Origin of the sequence: Stenotrophomonas indicatrix (genome assembly GCA_041545745.1) — a bacterium.
Taxonomy (GTDB): domain Bacteria; phylum Pseudomonadota; class Gammaproteobacteria; order Xanthomonadales; family Xanthomonadaceae; genus Stenotrophomonas; species Stenotrophomonas indicatrix_A.
In genome coordinates this window covers 1,174,849-1,196,945 of the sequence record CP168152.1, presented here as the reverse complement: position 1 = coordinate 1,196,945, position 22,097 = coordinate 1,174,849, and the positions used below count along the sequence as shown (strand labels likewise).

The following is a 22,097-nucleotide window of genomic DNA, read 5'->3' as shown; positions in this document are numbered from 1 at the left end:
GTACCGGCTGGCAAGCCCTCGCCCGGCACTGCGCCCCAGCAGGCCCTTGGCCCCTTCAGATGTGTCGTGTTTGACCAAGTTGTGCACAGTGCACCGGTTCGTCGGAGCGGGGGTCCCTTGACCCCAATCCCCCGACGCCCCCGGCCCACCGGCCGATGCGTGCCAGGCGATGGGGTTTGCGGCTCGGCGCCTGCTTGAGTCGATTCCCGGAATCCAACACCGTGCACTGCCACCAACACATCGTCAGTAAGGAGACCGGATGGCAGACGCACCATTGATCACGATGATGCGAGGCCTCCTCGTTGCAGCGGGCGCGATGCTGTGCCTGCTGCTGGGTATCTGCAACGTCAACGCCTACAGCGGGTTCGGCACCGCGGTGATCGAGGATCGGGAAGGAATACCTTGTTTCGGCCTGCCGCCGCGGGCACTGGAATGGGTCCGATCGCCCCGTATCCTGCAAGCGGTGATGGTGTATCACCACGACACGGTGAAGGCATGGTCGTTCATGTACGACCTGACTCCCGCAGAGCCTTTGGCGCCGGGCCAGTGCATCGTCTACGGCGATCTGCCAGCCTCGGCCACGCTGCGCACTTCTCCACAGCCATTGATTCCTGCAACCTTGTATGAGGTCTACCTCAACGCTCCCACCAATGGCCCAATCAGGGGCTACACGGCGAAGTTCTGCCTGAAAGCTGCGCCTGACGGATCGACTCGGGTGATCCCCATCAGGTACGACAAGCGGACGGGTTGGAGCGCAGCTGTCTGCCAGCCCTGACGGGCTGCGCGGCAAAACGTTATGTTATATCCTGTCACGCCGGTCGAGCATCCCACGTGGCCCCTTCCCCCTCATCCCGGCTGGCCTCCATCGACCAGCTGCGCGGCACCGTGATGCTGCTGATGCTGCTCGACCACGTCCGCGAGACGTTCTTCCTGCAGCATCAGGTCAGCGATCCGATGGACGCGGCGACCGTGTCCCCTGCCCTGTTTGCCTGCCGCCTGCTGGCCCACCTGTGCGCGCCGGTGTTCGTGCTGCTGACCGGCCTGTCGGCATGGCTGTACGGCCAGCGCCACGCCGATCCGCGCCGTGCCATTGCGGCTTTCCTGCTCAAGCGCGGCCTGTTCCTGGTGGTGCTGGAACTGACCCTGGTCAACTTCGCCTGGACCTTCCAGTTCCCGCCGGACACGGTGTACCTGCAGGTGATCTGGGCGATCGGCCTGAGCATGATCGCGCTGGCCGGCCTGCTGTGGCTGCCGCGGCCGGTGCTGGCGGTGCTGGCGGTAGCGCTGGTGGTTGGCCACAACCTGTTGGATGGCGTACGCGTGCAGGGCGACGGCGCGGTGGCGGTGCTGTGGAAAGTGCTGCACCAGCGCGACTGGATCGAGGCTGGGCCGTTGAGCCTGCGCACCTCCTACCCGGTGCTGCCATGGATCGGGGTGATCGCGCTGGGCTACCTGATGGCGCCTTGGTTCGGCGTCGGCAGCGATCCGGAACAGCGGCGGCAGCGGTTGCGGTGGGCCGGGCTGGGCGCACTGGCCGCCTTCGCCCTGCTGCGCTTCGCCAACGACTATGGCGATGCACCCTGGCAGTACCAGACCAGCACGCTGCGCACGTGGATGAGCGTGTTCAACATCACCAAGTACCCGCCGTCGCTGCAGTTCCTGCTGCTGACCCTGGGCGTGGGCCTGCTGCTGTTGCGGCTGTATGAGTGGCCGCCGCTGGCGCGCGCGCTGCGGCCGCTGGCCGATATCGGCGCAGCGCCGATGTTCTTCTACCTGCTGCACCTGTACGTGCTGAAGCTGCTGTACCTGGCCGCGCTGAAGACCTGGGGCCCGACTCACGGTTGCCTGTATGCACTGGACTCGGTGGCCGGCCTGCTGCTGGTGGCCTGCGCGCTGGCGGTGGTGCTGTACCCACCGACGCGGGCATTCGCGCGGTTCAAGGCACGGCGACGCGACCTGGCCTGGTTGCGGTATCTGTAGGTCATGCACCGGGGCAGCCATCCACGCATGGCGTGGATCTACTGAAAGCGGGCGCGGGCCTATAATTCCGCGATGAATTCCACTGCTATCGCTTCCGACGACTTCCTGGGTCATCCCAAGGGCGTCTACGTCTGCTTCTTCACCGAAATGTGGGAGCGCTTCTCCTTCTACGGCATGAAGGCGCTGCTGCTGCTGTATCTCACCAAATACCACCTGTTCGGTGACAAGGCCGGGCTGGACCTGCTCGGTGCCTATGGCGGCCTGGTGTACTGCATCCCGGTATTCGGCGGCATGCTCGCCGACCGCTGGCTGGGCATGCGCCGCGCGGTGCTGTTCGGCGGCATCCTGCTGGTGCTGGGTCATCTGGGCATGGCCTTCGAAGGCCACGCGGCGTACCGGGTCAATGGTGAAGTGGTGCGCGACACCTCGGCATTGGCAGTGACCTATCTGTCGCTGGCGCTGATCATCATGGGCGTCGGCTTCCTCAAGCCGAACATCTCCACCATCGTCGGCAAGCTCTATCCGCAGGACGATCCGCGCCGCGATTCGGGCTTCTCGCTGTTCTATGCAGGCATCAACCTGGGTGCCCTGTTCTCCTCGCTGGTGTGCGGTTTCCTCGGCGAGGTCTACGGCTGGAAGTACGGTTTCGGTGCGGCCGGCATCGGCATGATTGCCGGCCTGGCGATGTTCCTGTGGGGCCAGAAATACCTGCAGGGCCATGCCGAACCGCCGCAGCCGGCCACGCTGAAGCAGAAGGTGCTGGGCCTGCCGCGCGAATGGCTGATCTACCTCTGCGCGGTGATCGGCGTGCTGCCGGTGGCCTGGCTGATGTGGGCGGCCGGCAACGGTGCCTTCGCGCTTGGTGGTGAAATCAGCCTGGCGCTGATGCTGATGCTGGTGGTGCTCGGCGGCGTGCTGGTCTGGTTCGCCTGGTTCACTGGCAGCAAGTGCACGCCGGTGCAGCGCCAGCAGATGATCGCGCTGATGGTGCTGATCTTCATGGCACTGGTGTTCTTCACGATGTACGAGCAGTCCTACGGCTCGTGGGTGACCTTTACCGACCGCCTGTTGACCAAGGACATCGTGCCGGCACTGGTGATCCGCGAGGGCTCGCCGCTGCCGTGGTCGATCCTCTCGCTGCTGCTGGCACCGCTGGGCTTCGTGGTCAGCGCGCGCCTGTCCGAACGCCGCCCCGGTTCGGCCGCGCCGCGTACGTTCTTCATCGCCATCGTCGCGCTGATGCTGGTGCTGCTGGTGCGCGACTGCCTGGTGATTCCGCAGACCGCCGGCTCGCTGACCTACCTCGGCGGCCTGTTCCTGGTGCTGCTGGCGCCAGCGTTCGCTGCGCTGTGGACGTGGATGGACCGTCGTGGCTGGGAACCGGGCAAGCCGGTGAAGTCGGCCTGGGGCCTGGTGATCGGTGCGCTGTCGTTCGTGCCGCTGGCGCTGGCCGCGCAGCACGTCGGTGCCACCGGCGAGATGGCCAGCGTGTGGTGGCTGGTACTGGCCTACTTCCTTCTGGCCAGCGGCGAGATGTGCCTGTCGCCGGTGGGCCTGTCGGCGGTCACCCAGCTGGCGGTACCGCGGGTGATGAGCCTGATGATGGGCACCTGGTTCCTCGCGACAGCCTTCTCGGAAACACTCGCCGCGCTGTTCGGCAAGCTGGCGGCGATTGACGTGCCCGAAGGCGAGACGCTGGACATGGCCGCGGCCGCCGGTGCCTATGCGCACCTGTTCTGGTTGCTGATGTGGATCGGCCTGGGCTGCGCGTTGCTGGCCTTCATCGCCGCGCCGTTGTTGAAGCGGATGATGCACGGGGTGAAATAGGGCCGATAGCGTCACCCTGCAGCGTCATTCACTATTGTCGCGCCGAAGACGACAGCGTTTTCGTACAAATTGCATGTGATGCGGCCGAAGAGGGAGGCAGGATGCGGCCTCCCTACACTCCCCCCCTTCTTTCATGCGCTCTTCCATATTGGCCCGCACTCCGCTGGCCCTGCTCATCTCGACCTGTCTGCTCACCCCGGTTCCGGCGCTCGCGGACGGTACCTCCGACTCCTGCGAGGATACCGACCAGATTCACTGCGATTCCGGCACCGGCATTTCCGGCTGGTGGTGGGGCGGCCTGGCGGCCTTGGGCCTGGGTGCTGCGGCAGCCGGTGGCGGTGGCGGTGGCGGTGGCGGTGGCGGTGGCGGCAGTGAGGGTGGCAGCGGTGGCGGTGGCGCGGTGCCGCCCGGCCAGGAAGGTGGCCAGTTCGGCAACAACCAGGTGCTGTCGGCCGCGGGCACCCAGGTGAACTGGCATCAGCCGGTCACCACCCGTGTCGCCGGCCGCGCCCGCAACGAGGGGCAACTGCAGTTGCTGGCCGGCACGCTGCACCTCGTTGGCGAAGGCGAGCTGCGCAATACCGGCGACCTGACCGTCGGAAGCGCCAGTACCCTGCGCATCGATGGCGATGCGGACCTGGACAACCATGGCGCACTACGCATCGAGGGCGCCCTCGAACTCGCCGGCGATGGAAGCCTGGAGAACTTCAGCCGGGCCGAGTTCATCGGCGCGCGCGTGCAGGCAGCAGGTGAAGCCGAGATCGACAACAACAGTGTCCTGCATGTGCGGGGTGGCCAATGGTCTTTCACCCAGGATTCGGACCTGGACAATGGCCGCAATGGCGTACTCGACATCAGCGGTACCAGCATCGCCCTGCGCGACCGTGCGGAAGTGGAGAACGAAGGCCGCATCCTGGCGCGCGACCTCGCCGCTGGCACCGCGCTGTTCGATGCAGTGACCGGGGCGTGGGGTACCGATCGCGATGCGATCGATGTGCTCGACAACCGTGGCCACATCCAGCTCGACGGCGCCAATGGCAGCGTGCTTCGCCTGGTGGCGGACAGCCATGCCAGCCATGCCGTCAACCGCAGCGGCGCCAGCATCCAGAGTTCGGCACGCAACAGCGCCCTGCTGCACGCCGAAGGCGTGCACGCCACAGTGCTCAACCAGGGCACGTTGACTGTCACCGGCGACGGCGCGGTGGCGATGCGCGGCACGCGCGGCGCGACCCTGATCAACGATGGCGTGATCAACCTGGGCACGACCACCAACAACCAGGGCCGCGGCATGGTGGCCATGCAGTCCGATGGCAGCGCAACGATGAACAACCGACGCGGTGGGGTGATCAACATCCATGCCGCCGATTCCTTCGCCTTCCAGATCGCCGCAGGCGGCAGCGGCCGGCTGATCAACAATGGCGTGGTGAACCTATACGGCCAGGGCAGTGGCCTGCATGCCGATGCTGATTCGGCCGCCGCCGACCGCCCGGGCGATGATCTTGGCTGGCAGGCGCCCCGCGGCATCGGCGGCTACACCGTTGGCACCAATGCCGATGGCAGCGCCGGCCGGCTGATGCTGCATGACGGTGGGCAGCTGCAGGACGTTGCGGTGGACACCGGCTTCACCCGCGGCACTGATGCCTCGCACGTCGTGCTGCACGATGTGGTCAGCGGTGCCGAAGGCGGCGAGCAGAACATCCGTAGCGCCAGTGTGGTCTGGCACGCGCACGCCGAACGCGATGCGCAGGGCAACGTGGATGTAACGATGCAGCGCCGAAACTACCGTGAGCTGGCCAGCGATGACCAGCAGCAGATCGCATCCGCGCTGGAAAACGCATACCGCAACGATGCGCTTTTCCACAGCCTGGAGGTGGCCGATCAGCACACATTCCAGAACGCGCTGCGGCAGCTGTCCGGCGCCAGCCTGGTGGGCAGTGCGCTGCGCGTGGGCAGCAATGCGGATGCGCTGTGGTCGCAGTTGGCGGCCCAACCGGCCGGGCAATCGCGCGCGCTGGCCTTCGGCGGCGGGCAGGCCAATGCGTATGGAGTGCGCGGCGATGGTGGCGCGATGCAGGTGGCGCTGCAACTGCGTGGCGGCCAGATTCTGCAGTTGGCCACGGCGGCACTGTCGGGTGACCTTTCCGCAGGCGGCGGGCAGGATCGGCTGCACTCGCAGTTCGCCGGTATCGGTCTGGCCCAGCAGTGGGGAGCGCTGCAGTTGCGCCACCAGCTTGGCCATGAGCAGCACCAGCTGCAGGGTCAGCGCCAGCTCGGCTGGGACCAGACCCGCGAAACCGCGCACAGCCAGCGCCGCATCGGCAGGACGATGCTGGCCACCACGCTCGACATGACGTCTTCACTGGGCAAGGTGCAGTGGCAGCCGCGCATCAAGGCCAGCGCCTTCGACCAGCGTGAAGGCGCCTTCCACGAACAGCACGCCAACGGCTTCGGCCTGGCGGTGGCCGCTGGCCGGCTGCAGGGCGTGCAGCTGGAAGTGGGCAGCGCGTTCAAGCGCTCGCTCGGCGCGCAGTGGCACCTGCAGGCCGACGTGGCAGCGAGCCGACCGATGGCACTGCGCGAGCAGGCGCGCTCTGCGCAGCTGCTGGGCGCATCGGGCAATGCCTTCACCCTGCCCGGCGTACGCCGCAGCGGCGTCGACCACAGGCTGCAGCTGGGCCTGAACTACCAGGCATCGAACCTGGGCTTCGGCGCGCAGCTGTCCAGCCTGCGCCAGTGGGGCGAACGCGATGTCCGCGCTGACCTTCAGTTCGGCTACCGCTTCCGCTGAAGTACTGGGCGACGGGCGCCTATGCGCCCGTCGCCGTCAGCTCAAGGCGCCTTGCCCTTGTCGGAAGACGTCGCGGCCGCTGCGGTACCGCCCCCCAGACTGCGTGACAGGAAGGCAAGCAATCGGCTGTAGTAGTCGCGCTGGTTGGCCTCGGCGTACAGGCCGTGTCCCTCTCGCGGGTAATACAGCGCTTCCACCGGCACACCGGCCTGTTTCAACGCCGCTTCCATGCGTTCGGTGTGCTGCACCGGCGCGCGCAGGTCTTCGCGACCGGCGGCCAGAAGCACCGGTACCTTGATGCTCGCCGCAAGATTCACCGGCGATACCGCCGCCAGCGTGGCCGGATCACCCAGCCACTCCTGCAGATAGGTCACGCCGGAGGCGCGATCCTGGATGTCGCCCCGTTTGAACATCAACGGCAGGTCGTACACCCCCACATAGCCTGCCGCGCAGCGGTACAGCCCCGGCTCGCGCACAGCGCCCATCATGGCCGAGTACGCACCGTAGCTGGCACCGTAGATGCAGATGCGTGCGCTGTCGGCGATGCCCTGGCTGATCGCCCAGCGGGTGGCGTCGGTCACATCGTCCTGCATCGCGCGGCCCCATTGCCGGGCAGCAGCCTGGGTATGTGCACGGCCGTAGTTGCCCGATCCGCGGAAGTTGATCTGCAGCACCGCGTAGCCGGCGTCGGCCAGCAACTGGTTCTCGCGTTCGAAGCTGCCGTCATCGAACACACCTATCGGACCTCCATGCGGGACCACCACCATCGGCAGATTGTGCCCATCACTGCCCTTGGGCAGGGTCAGGAAGCCATGCAGCGGCAGGCCATCCCGCGCAGCCAGGGTGACCGGGCGAACGCTGGCACCGCCATCGCGATCGAACCAGCGATGGCGGCTGGTGAGGAACGCGGCGTTGCGGGTGGCAGTGGTGTACAGGAAATAGTCGCCGGGATTGGTCGCCGAGCTCACCTTCACCAGCAGGCGCGCGTTGTCGCGGGTGCCGGTGAGCAGGCTCACGACCTGCCCGGGAAACGCCTTTTCAAGCCTGCGCTGGGTGCTGGCAGTCGGCGACTGCTCATCGAAAAAGGCGGTGCGCGTGACGGCGCCGACGAACTGGATACCCACCGGCACGCGCGTGCCGGGCTGGTAGACCACGCGGGTGGGGTCGACGGTGTCGTCCTGCAGCAGCGTACGCCGTTCTCCGCTGACCGGGTCCCAGCTGACCACCGCATCAGGGCCGCGGGCCTGCTCCACCACCAGGTAAGCCAGCCGATTGTCGGCGGAAAAGCCGATCGGGCGTTCGATGCGATGGCTGCCGCCTTCGTCGTTGACCAGGGTCCAGTGATCACGGTCCTGGCGATAGTAGAGCTTGTTGACGTTGTCGGCGGCGGCTCCGTGGGCGAAGCGCAGCTCACCTTGATTGTCGGTGGTAAACGTCGCGCGCTGCACCGGCGAGCGCGAGACCAGGACGCGGCGCCCGGTGATGACATCCATCCGTTCCAACCGCGTATTGGTGTCATTGGCAAATGGCCACAGCGAGATCAACACGTTGCGCTCGTCGGCAGCCAGGGGATCGGCCAGGAATGCAGCCACCTGCTCGGCCACCCGTCCGGTCACGAAGCCGGGCTCGTCCGGGCGCGCACGGTAACCGACCAGCAGATCACCGCGCTTGCCATTGGCATCGATGGCATACAGTTCGCCGGTCGGCCGTGGCTGGTCCAGTGGCCCCCATTTCTCGGCCAGGCCGATGAGCAGGCGGGTGTCACTCACCCAGTCGACCTCGGCTGCATGATTGTTGCGTGGCGGTCGGAAATTGCCGACCAGTTCCATCGTGTCGGTACGCAGTACCGCCACCGCGGTTGCGCCGTCCAGCGGCAAGGTCATGGCCAGGTACTCGCCGGTGGGCGAGAGCTGGATGTCATTGAACTCCGCGCGGCGCACATAACCGTCCAGCGAAACCTCCGCAGCCTCCACCCCACCCACACCGCAGATGGCCATCAATGCGGCCAGCACCCTTGCATGCTTCATGACGTTCTCCTTGAAACCGGGCATCCCCCTGCCCGGCGTCGGGTCCGCGGCGCGCGGCTCGCCTGCCTTACGGTGCCTTGTCAGCGCCTGCGGTCGTGCTGGTGCTGGCGGTGCCGCCGCCCAGGCTGCGTGACAGGAAGGCCAGCAGCCTGCTGTAGTACTCGCGCTGGTGCTCAGGCCGATGGAAACCGTGCCCTTCGGTGCGGTAATACAAACTCTCCACCGGTGAGCCGGCCGCCTTCAGCGCTGCCTCCATGCGCTCGGTATGCTTGATCGGCGCACGCGTGTCTTCGCCGCCAGCGGCCAGGAACACCGGCACTTTCAGCTGTGCGGCCAGGTTCACCGGCGAACGGCCTCCCAGGGCCTTCGGATCGCCTACCCATTCGCGCTGCCAGGCCATGGCCGAATCGCTCAACTGTGCCTCACCACTGAACATCAGCGGCAGGTCGTACACACCGACGTAGCCGGCGGCGCACTGATACAGCCCGGGTTCGCGAATCGGGCCCATCATCGCGGCATACGCACCGTAGCTGGCCCCATAGATGCAGATGCGGTTCCTGTCGGCGATGCCCTCTGCGATGGCCCAGCGGGTGGCGTCGGTCACATCGTCCTGCATGGCCGCGCCCCACTGCTTCGCACCCGCCTGGGTGAACGCGCGGCCATAGTTGGCCGAGCCACGGAAGTTGACCTGCAACACGGCATACCCTGCTGCCGCCAGCATCTGCGGCTCATTGCTGTAGCTGCCTTCATCGAATACGCCGAAGGGACCACCGTGCGGCAGCACGACCAATGGCAGATTGCGCCCTTCGCTGCCCGGCGGCAGAGTCAGGAAGCCGTGCAGCGGCAGTCCGTCGCGCGCCTTCAGCGAGAACGGACGCACGGTGGCGGCAAGTTTCGGGTCGACCCATTCGCTGCGGCTGAGCAGATGCTCGGCTGCCTTTGCGCGGGTGTCGAACAGGTAGAAATCCCCGGGATTGCTGCCCGACCACGTCTGCACCACCACCTTGCCGCCATCGCGGGTACTGGATGTGATGAACACCGGGCCGCCGAACGCCGCCTCAAGGCTGCGGTATTGACGAGCATCGGCCCCCTTCTCATCGAAGAACCGCGTGCGCGGTGCATCGCCGGCAAACAGCGCGCCCACCGGCACGCGAGTGCCCGGGCGGAAGATGATCGCGTAGGGATCGACCACGCCATCGCGCAGCACCTCGCGCCGTTCGCCGGTCTGCGGGCTCCAGCTGACGATGGCATCGGGCCCGGTGGGCTGCTGGACCTGCAGATAAGCCAGTGCGCCATCTTCGGAGAAGCCGATTGCGGTTTCTATCCGGCGGCTCAGCGACTCGTCATTGACCAGCGACCACTGCGCATTGGTCCCGGAGCGGTAGTAGAGCTTGTTGACGTTGTCCGACGCTGCGCCGTGGGCGAAGCGCACTTCACCCTGATGATCGGTAGTGAAATCGGCACGCTGCACGGGTGAACCGGACACGCGCACGCGACGCCCACTGATCACGTCAAGCCGCTCGACCCGGGTGTAGGGGTCCTCTGCGAAGGGCCATACCGCGATCAGCACATTGCGGTCGTCACCCGCCAGTTCATCGGTGAGGAAGGCCGCGACGTCCTCCACCTTCTTCGGCTGGATGCGCGTGCCCAACCCGCGCCCCTGCACGCGGTAGCCGACCAGCAGTTCCCCGCCCTTGCCATCGACGTTGACCCCGTACAGCTCACCGGTTGGCTGCGGCGTGTCGAGCGCGCCGAGCTTCTCGGCCAGGCCGACCAGCAGGCGCTCGTTGCTCACCCATTCAAAGGTGTTGGCGTGGTTCTTGTCCTGCGGGCGGAACACGCCGGCAGGCTTGCGGTCGGACGTGCGCAGGATGACCAGCGCGGTGGAATCGTCCAGCGGTACGGTGCCGGCAACGTATTCGCCGCCGGGCGAGAGCTTGACGTTCGAAAACGACTCCGGTTTCAGGTACTTCTCCAGGTCCACCCCGCCGGTACCCGCCGACGTCCCGCCCACCACCGCGCACAACAGCGCGGCAAGTACAGTCCTGCGCATCCTTCCCCCTCCCTGCCCGGACACCCTGTCCAGATTGGCCGATTCTAGGCAGGCCCGCGATGGCTCCGCCAGTGGCGGGGGCCACGGCCATGCTCAGGGCGCCTTCTCCGCATCACCGGTGGCCTGCGTTTGTGCGGTGGCTCCGCCCAGGCTGCGCGACAGGAACGCGAGCAGGCGTCCGTAGTACTCGCTGCGATGCGCCTGGGTGTAGAAGCCGTGGCCTTCGGTGCGGAAATACAGGGTTTCTACCGGGGTACCGGCCCGTTCCAGCGCAGCCTGCAGCCGCTTGCTGTGCTGGATGGGCGCACGCGCATCCTCACCACCAGCGGCCAAGAATACCGGCACCTTGATGCGCTCTGCCAACGCAACCGGCGACACCTCACCCAGCGAGGCCGGATCGCCCAGCCACTGCTGCAGATAGGCCACGCCGGAACGGCTGTCGCCCACATCGCCACGGGTGTACATCAACGGCAGATCGTAGACGCCCACGTAGCCTGCCGCGCACTGGTACAACCCCGGCTCGCGTACCGGCCCCATCATTGCTGCGTAGGCACCGTAGCTGGCACCGTAGATGCAGATGCGTTTACTGTCAGCGATGCCCTCGGCGATGGCCCAGCGCGTTGCATCGGTCACGTCATCCTGCATGGCGCGGCCCCATTGCCGCACTGCCGCACGCATGTGGGCACGGCCGAAGTTGCCGGATCCGCGGAAGTTCACCTGCAGCACGGCATAACCGGCCGCTGCCAGCAACTGCGTCTCGTGTGCGAAACGGCCGTCGTCGTACTCGCCGATGGGGCCGCCATGCGGCAGCACCACCATCGGCAGGTCGCGGCCGGTACTGCCGTGCGGCACGGTCAGGAACCCATGCAGGTCCAGTCCGTCGCGTGCCTTCACTCTGATGGACCGCACCGATGCGGTCGTAGCCGGGTCGATCCATTCGCTGCGGGCAAGCAGGAAGTGCGCCTGTCTGCGGTCGACGTCATAAAGGTAGAACTCGCCCGGGTTGGCACCGGACCAGGTTTCCAGAAGCAGCTTTCGTCCATCACGGGTGCTGGAGGTGATGAACACCGCCCGCTGGGGGAACGCCGCCTCCAGGCTGCGGTACTGCCGCGCTTCGGCCGATGCTTCATCGAAGAAGCGGGTGCGCGGGGTATCGCCCAGGAACAGTGCGCCGACCGGCACCCTGCTGCCTGGACGGCGGATCACCCGTGCCGGATCGACCACATCGCCGCGCAGGACAACCCTGCGCTCCTGCGTGGCCGGGTTCCAGCTGACGATGGCATCGGGCCCCGTGGCCTGCTCGCTCTGCAGGTAGGCCACCTGGCCGTCGGCGGAAAAACCCAGTGGCACGTCGACGCGGCCACTGCGCTTCTCATCGTTGACCAGCATCCAATCGCCGCCACCAAAGCGGTGGTAGAGCCGGCTGCCACTGTCTGCACCGACGCCCCGCGCGAACCGGACCTGCCCCTGGCCATCGACGGTATAGGTGGCACCCGGCAGTGGCGGACGCACCAACAGGTGCTGCTTGCCGGTGGCCAACTCGAGCCGCGCGGCGTAGCCGTTGGCATCCAGGCGCGAACCGCCGACCGCGATCACCACGTGGTCATCGTCGTCAGGCAGGTCATCGCTGAGGAATGCCGCAACGGCGTCCAGGTATCTGGGCCGCAGACGAAGGCCAAGCTGGCGATAGCCGACCAGCAACTCAGGACGCCCGCTGCGGGCGTCGAGTGTCATCAATTCGCCAGTGGCCCAGGGCGCGTTGCGGGTGCCGAACTTCTGGGCCAGGCCGAACATCACCTGTTCGTCGTTGACCCAGTGCATGTCGATGACGTGCGAATAGCGCGGCGGCCGCAGACTCGCCACGGGCGTGTCGTCGTCGGTGCGCAGGATGACCACAGCGGTGAAGCCGTCGCCGGGAACGGTTGCGGCCAGATAGTTGCCAGCCGGGGAAAGCACGACGTCCTCGAACTTGTCCGGCCGCACGAAAGCGTCCAGATCAACCGCAGCGGCGGTTCCCCACGACATCCCTGCCACGATGATGGCGGCCAACCCATACCTGCGCATCCTTCCCCCTTACGCCTGGACGCCTTGTCCCGGCTGGCCAATTCTAGGCAGGCCAGCGGCCGCGCCGCCAGTGGGCAGAAAAAACGACGGCACCGTTGCCGGTGCCGTCGTTGCCACTACCTTGGAGAGAGAGTAAGGACGTGGGTTCGGGGGGCGTGCGCCGGGTCAATGGACCCCGCGCACCGCCAGAGTGAGGGCCAGGATGCTGAGGATCACCGCGATGGTGCCGTCAAGCACGCGCCAGGTGCTGGGCTTGGTGAACAGCGGTGCCAGCAGGCGCGCGCCCAGACCCTGCGCGGTCAGCCACAGGCAGCTGGCGGTGACCACGCCGGCCGCGAAGGCCATGCGTGCATTGCCGAAGTTCTCGGCGATCGAGCCGATCACCATCATGTCCAGCCAGAAGTGCGGATTGATCAGCGAGAAGCCGACTGCCGCCATCAGCACCGCACGACGGCTGCCGTCATCGCTGTCGGCTTCGCCCATGCCACCGCCACCGGCGATCGCACGGCGTGCCGACTTCATCGCATACCAGGCCAGGAAGGCCACGCCGGTCCAGAGGACGGCGGTGGTCAGCCACGGCAGCGCCGTGGTGAGCGTGCGCAGGCCGGCCACGCTGGCGAAGATGAAGATCGCATCGATGGCCGCACAGGTGGCGACCACCGGCACGATGTGCTTGCGCAGGATGCCCTGACGCAGGATGAAGGCGCTCTGGGCGCCGACCACGGCAAACAGGCCGATGCCGGTAGCCGCACCACTGAACCAGGCACCAAGGCCGGTGCTGGCGGAGATGACCGAGAACATGGGATTCACTACCTTGTCTTGCTTGGGGGAGCGGTGCCTCGCGAAGGCGGACAGCACCGGAACGGGCGCCATTGTCGCGCCGCAACATAGAAAAGACGAGCTAAACTTACTAAACCAACATTAGCGGAGCTTAATCTCCATGCGCATCGACCATGCCCAGTTGCGGGCCCTGGCTGCGGTGATCCGCGAAGGCAGCTTCGACCGTGCCGCGCAGTCGCTCAACGTCACCCCCTCGGCCATCTCGCAGCGGGTCAAGGCACTGGAAGACCGCATCGGCCGCCTGCTGGTCAAGCGCGGCACGCCTGCGACCGCGACTGCCGAGGGCCAGTTGCTGGTGCAGCTGGCCGAGCAGACCGCCCTGCTGGAGCACGACGCGCTGCACCGCATGGGCCTGGCCGACGAGGACCTGCCGCAGGCCAGCATCCCCGTAGCGGTGAACCACGACAGCCTGGAGACCTGGTTCCCACAGGCCGCCCAGCAGTTCGCGCAGGGCACCGGCACCACCCTGGACCTGCGGGTGGAGGACCAGGACCACACCGTCGAACTGCTGCGCCAGGGCACCGTGCTGGGGGCGGTGACCACCCTGGACGAGCCGGTGCAGGGCTGCCAGATCCACGCGCTGGGCAGCATCCGCTACGCCGCCACCTGTACGCCGGAGTTCCGCGAGCAACACTTCGCCAAGGGCGTGACCGCACAGGCGCTGGCGCAGGCACCGGTGCTGGTGTTCAACCGCAAGGACGACATGCAGTCACGCTTTGCCCGGCGCATGGCCGGCGCCGACCTGCCCAGCACCGCGCCGACGTGGTGGATTCCCTCCACCCGCGCGTTCGTGCAGGCCAATCTGGGCGGGCTGGGCTGGACCATGAATCCGCTGCCGCTGGTCAAGCGCCATCTGGATGCCGGGCGCCTGGTCTACGTGCGGCAGCGCGCGTGGGAAGACGTGCCGCTGTACTGGCAGCACTGGAAGGGCGATGTGCAGACGATGGCGCTGCTGACCCGGGCGGTGCTGGACGCCGCCTCGGCGCTGGTGCAGCGCAGGCGCTGAAAAAGGGGATGGAGGGGATCAAGTCCGTCGTGGCATGAACGACTTGATCCCCTCTCCCGCCTTTTTATGCAAGCATCGGTGCAACCGACGAGGGGGCTGGCCGATGGAAACCGAACCGGTATTCCTGCATATCCGCGTGGTGATGGGGATCATCCTCGGCCTGTCCATCACCACCCTGCTGAAGGGGCTGGCGCAGATCATCGAACACCCGCAGCGGCGTGGCTGTTCGGCGCTGCACCTGTGCTGGGTGATGTGGACGCTGGTATCGCTGGTGACCTTCTGGTGGTGGGAGTTCCGCCTGGTTGAAGTGCACCGCTGGACGTTTGAAACCTATCTGTTCGTGATCACCTACAGCGCGACCTGGTTCCTGCTGTGCGCGCTGCTGTTTCCCGAAGACCTGCGCGAGTACGGAAGTTACGGCAACTACCTGATGCAGCGTCGACGCTGGATCTTCGGGGTGATCGCGATATTGACGCTTCTGGATCTTGTGGACACCGCGATCAAAGGGGGAAGTCGATGGCGGCTGCTGGGCGAGGCCTACCCACTGCATACGGCACTGATGCTCGTCGTCGCCGCACTGGGCTGGCACCTGCGCAGCACGCGTTCGCAGCTGGTGCTGGCTGCAGCGACGCTGGCCTATCAACTGGGCTACTTCGCGGCGGAGTACTTCACCATCGGCAATGAATGAAGACCGCTCCCCGCCTCCATCCAATCTCCATGCGGGCCGGCCACAATCGCGCGATTCCGTTCGACCACAGGTTTCCCCAGATGACGATCCACTACCGCGACGCCCTTCCCGATGATGCTGCTGCCTGCATCGACCTTCGCGGGCGCACCCGCGAAAATGCCTTCAGCGCCGCGCAGCTGGCGGAACTGGGCATCACCAAGGAGAGCTGGGCCGCAGGTATTGCCGGTGGAGATTCAATTGGTCGCGTCGCCTGGGAGGGCGAGCGGATGGCCGGCTACTGCTTCGCCGACCGCGAAAGCGGCGAGGTGCTGGTGCTGGCCCTGCTGCCGGAATTCGAGAACCGCGGCATCGGCCGGCAGCTGCTGCAGGACGTGGTCAGCCTGACCCGCGATGCCGGCCACACCCGCCTGTTCCTGGCCTGCTCGGCCGACCCGCGCTCGCGTTCCCATGGCTTCTATCGGCATCTGGGCTGGAAGGCGACCGGCGAGATCGACGAGGCCGGTGACGAGATTCTTGAGCTGTCATGACGCGCGGCGCCGGGAAAAGCCGCCGGGCATGGCCCGGCGCTACCGGAACTGGGCTGAACGCGCGGGCCGGATGCTGCGTTGCATCAAAATCGGACCAGAAGCGGTTAAAATCGCCACTGGAATGCTGCAAGGCGTTGTTTCTTCACGCTCTTTCCCTGCTTCTTGCGCATCCTGACCCCTTCCCCCCGCCAACGATTCCGCCCCCATGAAGAAATTTGGCAAGGCCCTACTCGCCCTGCTCGTGCTGCTGTTGCTGGTCGCCGCACTGTTCCTGTACTGGCCGCTGACCCAGCGCTCGGTGCCCGCTGCGAGCAACGACAAGCCCGTCGATGTCGTGCTGGTCGGCGCCGGCATCATGAGCATCACCCTGGCCACCTACCTGCAGGAACTGCAGCCGGACTGGAACATCCAGGTCTACGAGCGCCTCGACGGCGTCGCCGGTGAAAGCTCGGATGGCTGGAACAACGCCGGCACCGGCCACTCGGCATTCGCCGAACTGAACTACACCCCGGAACTGCCCGATGGCAGCATCGAGACCAAGCGTGCGATCGGCATCGCCGAATCGTTCGAGGTCTCGCGCCAGTTCTGGTCGCACCAGGTGAAGGAAGGCCGGCTGAGCCAGCCCAGCGACTTCATCAACCCGACCCCGCACATGAGCTTCGTCTGGGGCGATGACAACATCGCCTACCTGCACAAGCGCCAGCAGGCGCTGGTGAAGAACCCGCTGTTCTACGGCATGCAGTACTCCGAGGACCCGGCGCAGATCAAGCAGTGGGCGCCGCTGCTGATGGAAGGCCGCGACCCGAAGCAGAAGGTCGCAGCGACCTGGATGCCGCTGGGCACCGACGTCAACTTCGGCGTCATCACCCGCCAGCTGACCGCCGGCCTGCAGCACAGCCCGAACTTCGGCCTGCACCTCAACCACGAGGTCAGCGCGCTGCGGCAGAACGCGGACAAGAGCTGGAACGTGACGGTGAAGGACCTTAAGGCCGGCACCGAATCCACCACCCACGCCCGCTTCGTGTTCATCGGTGCCGGTGGCGCCGCGCTGAAGCTGCTGCAGATGTCGGGCATCCCCGAATCGAAGGACTACGCCGGCTTCCCGGTGGGCGGCCAGTTCCTCGCCTTCCAGGGCCAGGACGTGACCTCGCGCCATGGCGTGAAGGCCTACGGCATGGCTGAAACCGGTTCGCCGCCGATGTCTGTGCCGCACCTGGACGCGCGCAAGCTGGACGGCAAGCAGGTGGTCCTGTTCGGGCCGTTCGCGCTGTACAGCACCAAGTTCCTCAAGCACGGCTCGTGGTGGGACCTGTATTCGTCGGTCAACCACAACAACGTCGGCCCGATGCTGGAAGTGGGCAAGGACAACCTGGACCTGGTGCAGTACCTGATGAGCCAGGCACGCCTGAACGACGCTGATCGCCAGGCCGAACTGGTCAAGTACTTCCCCAATGCCAAGCCGGGCGACTGGAAGCTGGTCACCGCTGGCCAGCGCGTGCAGATCATCAAGCGTGATCCGCTGAAGGGCGCGGTGCTGCAGTTCGGTACCGAGATCGTGACCGACAAGGACCACACCCTCGCTGCGCTGCTGGGTGCCTCGCCGGGCGCTTCGACCTCGCCGCCGATCATGCTGGACCTGATGGCCAAGGCCTTCCCGGAACAGATGAAGGCCGGGTGGGAAGCCCGCCTGCGCGAGATCGTTCCCTCGTACGGCCGCAAGCTCAACGAGAGTGCCGCGCTGACCAACGAGATCCGCACGCTGACCAGCCAGACCCTGCACCTGCCCTACCTGGAGGTTCCGGCGGAAGCAGGTACGACGCCGGCACTGGCGCCGACGGTCGCGCCGGCCGCGGCGCCGGCCAAGGAAAAGCGCAACGCCAACGAGGAACTGCAGGCGCTGTAAGCCTGCGGTTTGCGTATGCATACGACGGCCACCTTCGGGTGGCCGTCTGCGTTTGTGCGGTTGAGGGTCGGATCACTCCCGCACGGGAGGGCTCTGACCCGCGCTTGAGCGCCGAGGGCGGAGTCAGAGCCCGTTGCTTGGGCAACGGGATCCGACCCCGCTTCAGCCCCTGCCAGGCGCCGACAAACCCCTGCGCAACGGCGCGAATTGTAATGTTGTTAAGAATTATTTACATTTGCATCCTGCGCAGTGACCGCGCCACTCCCAGATGGACCCGATGTGCCCGAAGCCGCCGCCCCGGGTGCTGGACGACTGTTGCCGCCCCTTCCCCGCCTTCACGCTTCGAGCCCGCCATGTCCCTGACTCTCCGTACCCGCCTGCCCCGCCGTGCGCTGCTGCCCGCTGCCCTGCTGTCCTGCCTCACCCTGGCTGCGCCGTCGGCGTTTGCCGATGCTGATGCCGCTGCCGATGCGGCCGACGCCAAGACCCTGGATCGGGTCAGCGTGCGCGCCGAGCAGTCCGCGCCGCCGTCCAGCACCACCCGCCTGCCGATCACCCTGCAGGAAACGCCGCAGTCGTCCACGGTGATCGGCCTGCAGCGCCTGCAGGACGAATCGTTGTTCAGCCTCAACGATGTGATGCGCTATGTCACCGGCGTCAGCGTGTCCTTCTATGACACCCAGCGCCCGCTGTACTACGCGCGCGGCTTTGCCATCACCGATTTCCAGGTGGACGGCATTCCCACCTACAGCGGCTCGACCAACCAGGAATACGACACCGCTTTCTACGACCGGGTGGAAGTGATCCGCGGCGCCAACGGCCTGCTCAGCGGCGCGGGTGTGCCGTCGGCCACGGTGAACCTGCTGCGCAAGCGCCCGGGCAAGGAGTTCGACGCTTCGTTCTCGGTCAGTGCCGGCAGCTGGGACTACCGCCGCATGGAGGCGGACGTGACCGCACCACTGACCGCCGACGGCCGCTTCCGCAGCCGCGTGGTCGCCGCCTACACCGATCGCGATTTCTATTACGACCGCTACAAAGAGAACAAGATGGCCGGCATGGCCGTGTTGGAAGGTGATGTGACCGACAGCACCACGGTGACCGTCGGCTACCAGACCCAGGACAACAACCCGGTGGGTTCGACCTGGGGCACCGTGCCGTTCTTCGACAGCCAGGGCAACTTCGCCCATCTGCCGCGCTCGACCAACCTGGCACCGAAGTGGAGCTACTGGCAGCGCGAGACCAGCACGGTATTCGCCAACCTGGAACAGCGCTTCGGTGAGAACTGGCTGCTGAAGATCAACACCGCCTACACCCGTGGCAACGTGCAGAACATGCGCCTGTACGGCACCGGCAATCCCGACCCGGTGACCGGCGCGGGCATCTACCTGCGCACCGCCGCCGGCGATTCGGAAGACACCCGCCGCAACGTCGACGCCTACCTGACCGGCACCTTCAGCCTGTGGGGCCAGGAGCACGACGTGACCGTGGGCGCGCAATGGGCCGACCTGGAAGGCACCACCAACACCCTTGCGCTGAACTATCCGCGCGATTGGGCGACGTGTGGCCGCGAGCGCTGCTACTACATCCCCAACGTGCATACCTGGGATGGCGACATCTCCGAAGTGACGTACACCCTTACCGGCGCACGCCGCGTGGCCAAGACCACGCAGAGCGGTTTCTACCTCGCCACCCGCCTGCGCCTGGCCGATCCGCTGGCGCTGATTGCCGGCGCACGCCTGAGCCGCTGGCAGACCCAGACCCGTGCCTACAACGCCGCCGGCAGCTACACCGCTACCAGCGGCGCGTACAAGGTGAGCGATGAAGTCACCCCATACGTGGGCCTGGTGTACGACATCACCCCGAACGTGGCGGCTTATGCCAGCTACACCGAGATCTTCAACCCGCAGAACTACAAGGACCGCAACGAGAACCTGCTGGCGCCGGTGCAGGGCTCCAACCTGGAAGCGGGCCTGAAGACGCAATGGTTCGACGGTCGCCTGACCGCCAACGCGGCGGTGTTCGAAGCCAAGCAGGACAACTACGCGGTGCGCGACATGAGCGTGCCGGAAGGCTCACTCAGCGACGGCAGCTCGGCCTACATCGGCGTCAACGGCACCAAGGCGCGTGGCTGGGAAGTGGACATCAACGGCGAGATCCTGCCGGGCTGGACGGTCAATGCCGGCTATACCCACGTCAAGGTGACCCGTGCGGCCACCGACCTGCTGTACGCCAACCCGGCCGAAGACCTGCTGCAGCTCAACACCCAGCTGCAGCTGCGCGGCGCGCTGGAGCGCCTGAGCGTGGGTGCCGGCGTGCAGTGGCAGAGCAAGGTGCAGGGCTACAACATCCCCTACCCGGTGGGCGTGAGCACCACAGTGACGGTGAACCAGCCCGCGTATGCGCTGGTGCAGTTCAACGCCAACTACCGCATCAGCGACAACTGGACGGCGACGCTGAGCGTGCGCAACGCGCTGGACAAGACCTACTGGGCCAACCTGGACTACAACAACTACGGCGAGCCGCGCTTCGTGGCGGCCAGCCTGCGCTGGAAGTTCTGAGCAACCCGGAAATGGTGGGTGCCGACCGTTGGTCGGCACGCTTCTGACGCTCCGCCACGACCCACGGTCGTGGCCCACCTGAATGGGCCCGCCTTCGCGCGGGCCTTTTCTTTGCTGCGCTGCGGGTTGCACACCCCTCCATAATTATGGCGTAATTATTCCAACGCCATTCGGAAGTCCGTCGATGAACCCGAGCTGGGACACGCTGGAGCGGGGCCGCCAGGCGCGGCTGGAACGCGCCGCGCCATGGGCCAGGGGCCGCGAGGTGGCCGCCGGCGATGTCGCCGAGCTGCTGCACGCGCTGCTGGAACCGGGCGACAAGGTCTGCCTGGAAGGCAACAACCAGAAGCAGGCCGATTTCCTCGCCCAAGCGCTGGCCGACCTCGATCCGGCAAGGGTGCATGACCTGCACATGGTGCAGTCGGTGCTGTCGCTGCCCTCGCACCTGGATGTGTTCGAGCGCGGCATCGCCTCCAGGCTGGATTTCTCCTTCTCCGGGCCGCAGTCGGTACGGCTGGCCAACCTGGTGGCCGAAGGGCGCATCCAGATCGGCGCCATCCATACCTACCTGGAACTGTTCGGCCGCTACTTCATCGACCTCACCCCGCGCGTGGCACTGGTGGCAGCGCAGGCCGCCGACCGCCACGGCAATCTCTACACCGGCCCCAACACCGAAGACACGCCGGTGATCGTGGAGGCCACCGCATTCGGTGGCGGCATCGTCATCGCCCAGGTCAACGAGATCGTCGACACCCTCCCCCGCGTCGACATTCCTGCCGACTGGGTCAACTTCGTGGTGCAAGCGCCGCGCCCGAACCACATCGAACCGCTGTTCACCCGCGACCCGGCGCAGATCTCCGAGATCCAGGTGCTGATGGCGATGATGGCGATCAAGGGCATCTACGCCGAGTACGGGGTGAACCGGCTCAACCACGGCATCGGTTTCGATACCGCGGCGATCGAACTGCTGCTGCCGACCTATGCCGAATCGCTGGGGCTGAAAGGCAAGATCTGCCAGCACTGGGCGCTCAACCCACACCCGGCGCTGATTCCGGCCATCGAATCGGGCTTCGTCAAATCGGTGCACTCGTTCGGCTCGGAACTGGGCATGGAGAAATACATCGCCGCGCGCGGGGATGTGTTCTTCACCGGTGCCGATGGTTCGATGCGCTCCAACCGCGCGTTCTCGCAGACCGCAGGGCTGTATGCCTGCGACATGTTCATCGGTTCCACCCTGCAGATCGATCTGCAGGGCAACAGCTCCACCGCAACGCGTGACCGTATAGCCGGCTTTGGGGGTGCGCCCAACATGGGCTCGGATGCACGTGGCCGTCGCCATGCCAGCGACGCCTGGATCAAGGCCGGCCAGCAGGCCGCGCGACCGGGCGAGATGCCGCGTGGGCGCAAGCTGGTGGTGCAGATGGTGGAAACCTTCCGCGAGCACATGGCGCCGGCCTTCGTCGATCGCCTCGATGCCTGGGAACTGGCCGAACGCGCGAGCATGCCGCTGCCGCCGGTGATGATCTACGGCGACGACGTCAGCCATGTGCTGACCGAGGAAGGCATCGCCAACCTGCTGCTGTGCCGCAGCCCGGAAGAACGCGAGCAGGCGATCCGCGGCGTGGCCGGCTACACCGCCGTCGGCAGGGGTCGCGACCGCGCGATGGTGGAAAACCTGCGCGACCGCGGGGTGATCCGCCGCCCGGACGATCTCGGCATCAACGTACGCGATGCCAGCCGTGATCTTCTTGCCGCGCGTTCGGTGAAAGACCTGGTGCGCTGGTCCGGCGGTCTGTACGACCCGCCGAAGCGCTTCCGCAACTGGTAAGGGGCACG

Annotated in this window: 14 protein-coding genes; 10 read left to right on the top strand and 4 right to left on the bottom strand. The window is 66.4% G+C overall.

Annotated elements, in window-relative coordinates; translation table 11 throughout:
* Positions 1–259: 259 nt before the first annotated feature.
* The 4 genes from ACEF39_RS05490 (at position 260) to ACEF39_RS05475 (ending at position 6,595) form a co-directional block, all read left to right on the top strand.
* A complete protein-coding gene (locus ACEF39_RS05490; protein ID WP_089239518.1) occupies positions 260–775 on the top strand; it encodes a hypothetical protein in 516 nt (171 codons plus the stop codon).
* Between the two features lie 56 nt (positions 776–831).
* On the top strand, positions 832–1,980 hold the full coding sequence (locus ACEF39_RS05485; RefSeq protein WP_500287227.1) for an acetyltransferase domain-containing protein: 1,149 nt from the start codon (positions 832–834) through the stop codon (positions 1,978–1,980).
* Positions 1,981–2,052: 72 nt separating this feature from the next.
* Complete coding sequence (locus ACEF39_RS05480; RefSeq protein ID WP_500287226.1) at positions 2,053–3,807, top strand: peptide MFS transporter; 1,755 nt, start codon at positions 2,053–2,055, stop codon at positions 3,805–3,807.
* Positions 3,808–3,940: 133 nt separating this feature from the next.
* Positions 3,941–6,595 carry a pectate lyase-fold domain-containing protein gene (locus ACEF39_RS05475; protein ID WP_500287225.1) on the top strand — a complete coding sequence of 885 codons (2,655 nt, stop codon included), beginning with the start codon at positions 3,941–3,943 and terminating at the stop codon, positions 6,593–6,595.
* A gap of 41 nt (positions 6,596–6,636) precedes the next feature.
* Here ACEF39_RS05475 and ACEF39_RS05470 read toward each other — a convergent pair whose 3' ends face one another.
* The 4 genes from ACEF39_RS05470 to ACEF39_RS05455 all read right to left on the bottom strand — a co-directional run bounded on the left by ACEF39_RS05470 (position 6,637) and on the right by ACEF39_RS05455 (position 13,540).
* Positions 6,637–8,622, bottom strand: coding sequence for an alpha/beta hydrolase family protein (locus ACEF39_RS05470; RefSeq protein ID WP_500287224.1), 1,986 nt, complete (start codon positions 8,620–8,622; stop codon positions 6,637–6,639).
* A 67-nt stretch (positions 8,623–8,689) separates the two neighbouring features.
* A complete protein-coding gene (locus tag ACEF39_RS05465; protein WP_500287223.1) occupies positions 8,690–10,675 on the bottom strand; it encodes an alpha/beta hydrolase family protein in 1,986 nt (661 codons plus the stop codon).
* Between the two features lie 93 nt (positions 10,676–10,768).
* Positions 10,769–12,739: an alpha/beta hydrolase family protein gene (locus ACEF39_RS05460; RefSeq protein WP_500287222.1), complete on the bottom strand. Its 1,971-nt coding sequence runs from the start codon at positions 12,737–12,739 to the stop codon at positions 10,769–10,771.
* Positions 12,740–12,904: 165 nt separating this feature from the next.
* Positions 12,905–13,540, bottom strand: a complete 636-nt coding sequence (locus ACEF39_RS05455) for a LysE/ArgO family amino acid transporter (RefSeq protein WP_025873889.1) — start codon at positions 13,538–13,540, stop codon at positions 12,905–12,907.
* Positions 13,541–13,679: 139 nt separating this feature from the next.
* On the opposite strand from ACEF39_RS05455, the gene ACEF39_RS05450 reads away from it, so the two are divergent.
* The 6 genes from ACEF39_RS05450 to mdcA all read left to right on the top strand — a co-directional run bounded on the left by ACEF39_RS05450 (position 13,680) and on the right by mdcA (position 22,089).
* The gene (locus tag ACEF39_RS05450; protein WP_025873890.1) at positions 13,680–14,585 is read left to right on the top strand and encodes a LysR family transcriptional regulator ArgP; all 906 of its coding nucleotides are present in this window, start codon (positions 13,680–13,682) and stop codon (positions 14,583–14,585) included.
* 103 nt (positions 14,586–14,688) lie between these two features.
* The gene (locus tag ACEF39_RS05445; RefSeq protein WP_500287221.1) at positions 14,689–15,273 is read left to right on the top strand and encodes a hypothetical protein; all 585 of its coding nucleotides are present in this window, start codon (positions 14,689–14,691) and stop codon (positions 15,271–15,273) included.
* An 80-nt stretch (positions 15,274–15,353) separates the two neighbouring features.
* Complete coding sequence (locus ACEF39_RS05440; protein WP_500287220.1) at positions 15,354–15,800, top strand: GNAT family N-acetyltransferase; 447 nt, start codon at positions 15,354–15,356, stop codon at positions 15,798–15,800.
* Positions 15,801–16,005: 205 nt separating this feature from the next.
* Positions 16,006–17,703 (top strand): malate dehydrogenase (quinone), encoded by a 1,698-nt coding sequence (gene mqo, locus ACEF39_RS05435; RefSeq protein ID WP_500287219.1) that lies wholly within the window; start codon positions 16,006–16,008, stop codon positions 17,701–17,703.
* 353 nt (positions 17,704–18,056) lie between these two features.
* Entirely contained in the window at positions 18,057–20,261 is a 2,205-nt protein-coding gene (locus ACEF39_RS05430) for a TonB-dependent siderophore receptor (protein ID WP_500287218.1), read from the top strand.
* 184 nt (positions 20,262–20,445) lie between these two features.
* Positions 20,446–22,089 carry a malonate decarboxylase subunit alpha gene (mdcA, locus tag ACEF39_RS05425; RefSeq protein ID WP_500287217.1) on the top strand — a complete coding sequence of 548 codons (1,644 nt, stop codon included), beginning with the start codon at positions 20,446–20,448 and terminating at the stop codon, positions 22,087–22,089.
* Positions 22,090–22,097: the final 8 nt, after the last annotated feature.

What these genes read in the sequence shown, in the direction of transcription:
- ACEF39_RS05490 (WP_089239518.1), top strand. Translation starts at nt 260, where the DNA reads ATGGCAGACGCACCATTGATCACGATGATGCGAGGCCTCCTCGTTGCA.
- ACEF39_RS05480 (WP_500287226.1), top strand. Translation starts at nt 2,053, where the DNA reads ATGAATTCCACTGCTATCGCTTCCGACGACTTCCTGGGTCATCCCAAG.
- ACEF39_RS05475 (WP_500287225.1), top strand. Translation starts at nt 3,941, where the DNA reads ATGCGCTCTTCCATATTGGCCCGCACTCCGCTGGCCCTGCTCATCTCG.
- ACEF39_RS05470 (WP_500287224.1), bottom strand. Translation starts at nt 8,622, where the DNA reads ATGAAGCATGCAAGGGTGCTGGCCGCATTGATGGCCATCTGCGGTGTG.
- ACEF39_RS05465 (WP_500287223.1), bottom strand. Translation starts at nt 10,675, where the DNA reads ATGCGCAGGACTGTACTTGCCGCGCTGTTGTGCGCGGTGGTGGGCGGG.
- ACEF39_RS05460 (WP_500287222.1), bottom strand. Translation starts at nt 12,739, where the DNA reads ATGCGCAGGTATGGGTTGGCCGCCATCATCGTGGCAGGGATGTCGTGG.
- ACEF39_RS05455 (WP_025873889.1), bottom strand. Translation starts at nt 13,540, where the DNA reads ATGTTCTCGGTCATCTCCGCCAGCACCGGCCTTGGTGCCTGGTTCAGT.
- ACEF39_RS05450 (WP_025873890.1), top strand. Translation starts at nt 13,680, where the DNA reads ATGCGCATCGACCATGCCCAGTTGCGGGCCCTGGCTGCGGTGATCCGC.
- ACEF39_RS05445 (WP_500287221.1), top strand. Translation starts at nt 14,689, where the DNA reads ATGGAAACCGAACCGGTATTCCTGCATATCCGCGTGGTGATGGGGATC.
- ACEF39_RS05440 (WP_500287220.1), top strand. Translation starts at nt 15,354, where the DNA reads ATGACGATCCACTACCGCGACGCCCTTCCCGATGATGCTGCTGCCTGC.
- mqo (WP_500287219.1), top strand. Translation starts at nt 16,006, where the DNA reads ATGAAGAAATTTGGCAAGGCCCTACTCGCCCTGCTCGTGCTGCTGTTG.
- ACEF39_RS05430 (WP_500287218.1), top strand. Translation starts at nt 18,057, where the DNA reads ATGTCCCTGACTCTCCGTACCCGCCTGCCCCGCCGTGCGCTGCTGCCC.
- mdcA (WP_500287217.1), top strand. Translation starts at nt 20,446, where the DNA reads ATGAACCCGAGCTGGGACACGCTGGAGCGGGGCCGCCAGGCGCGGCTG.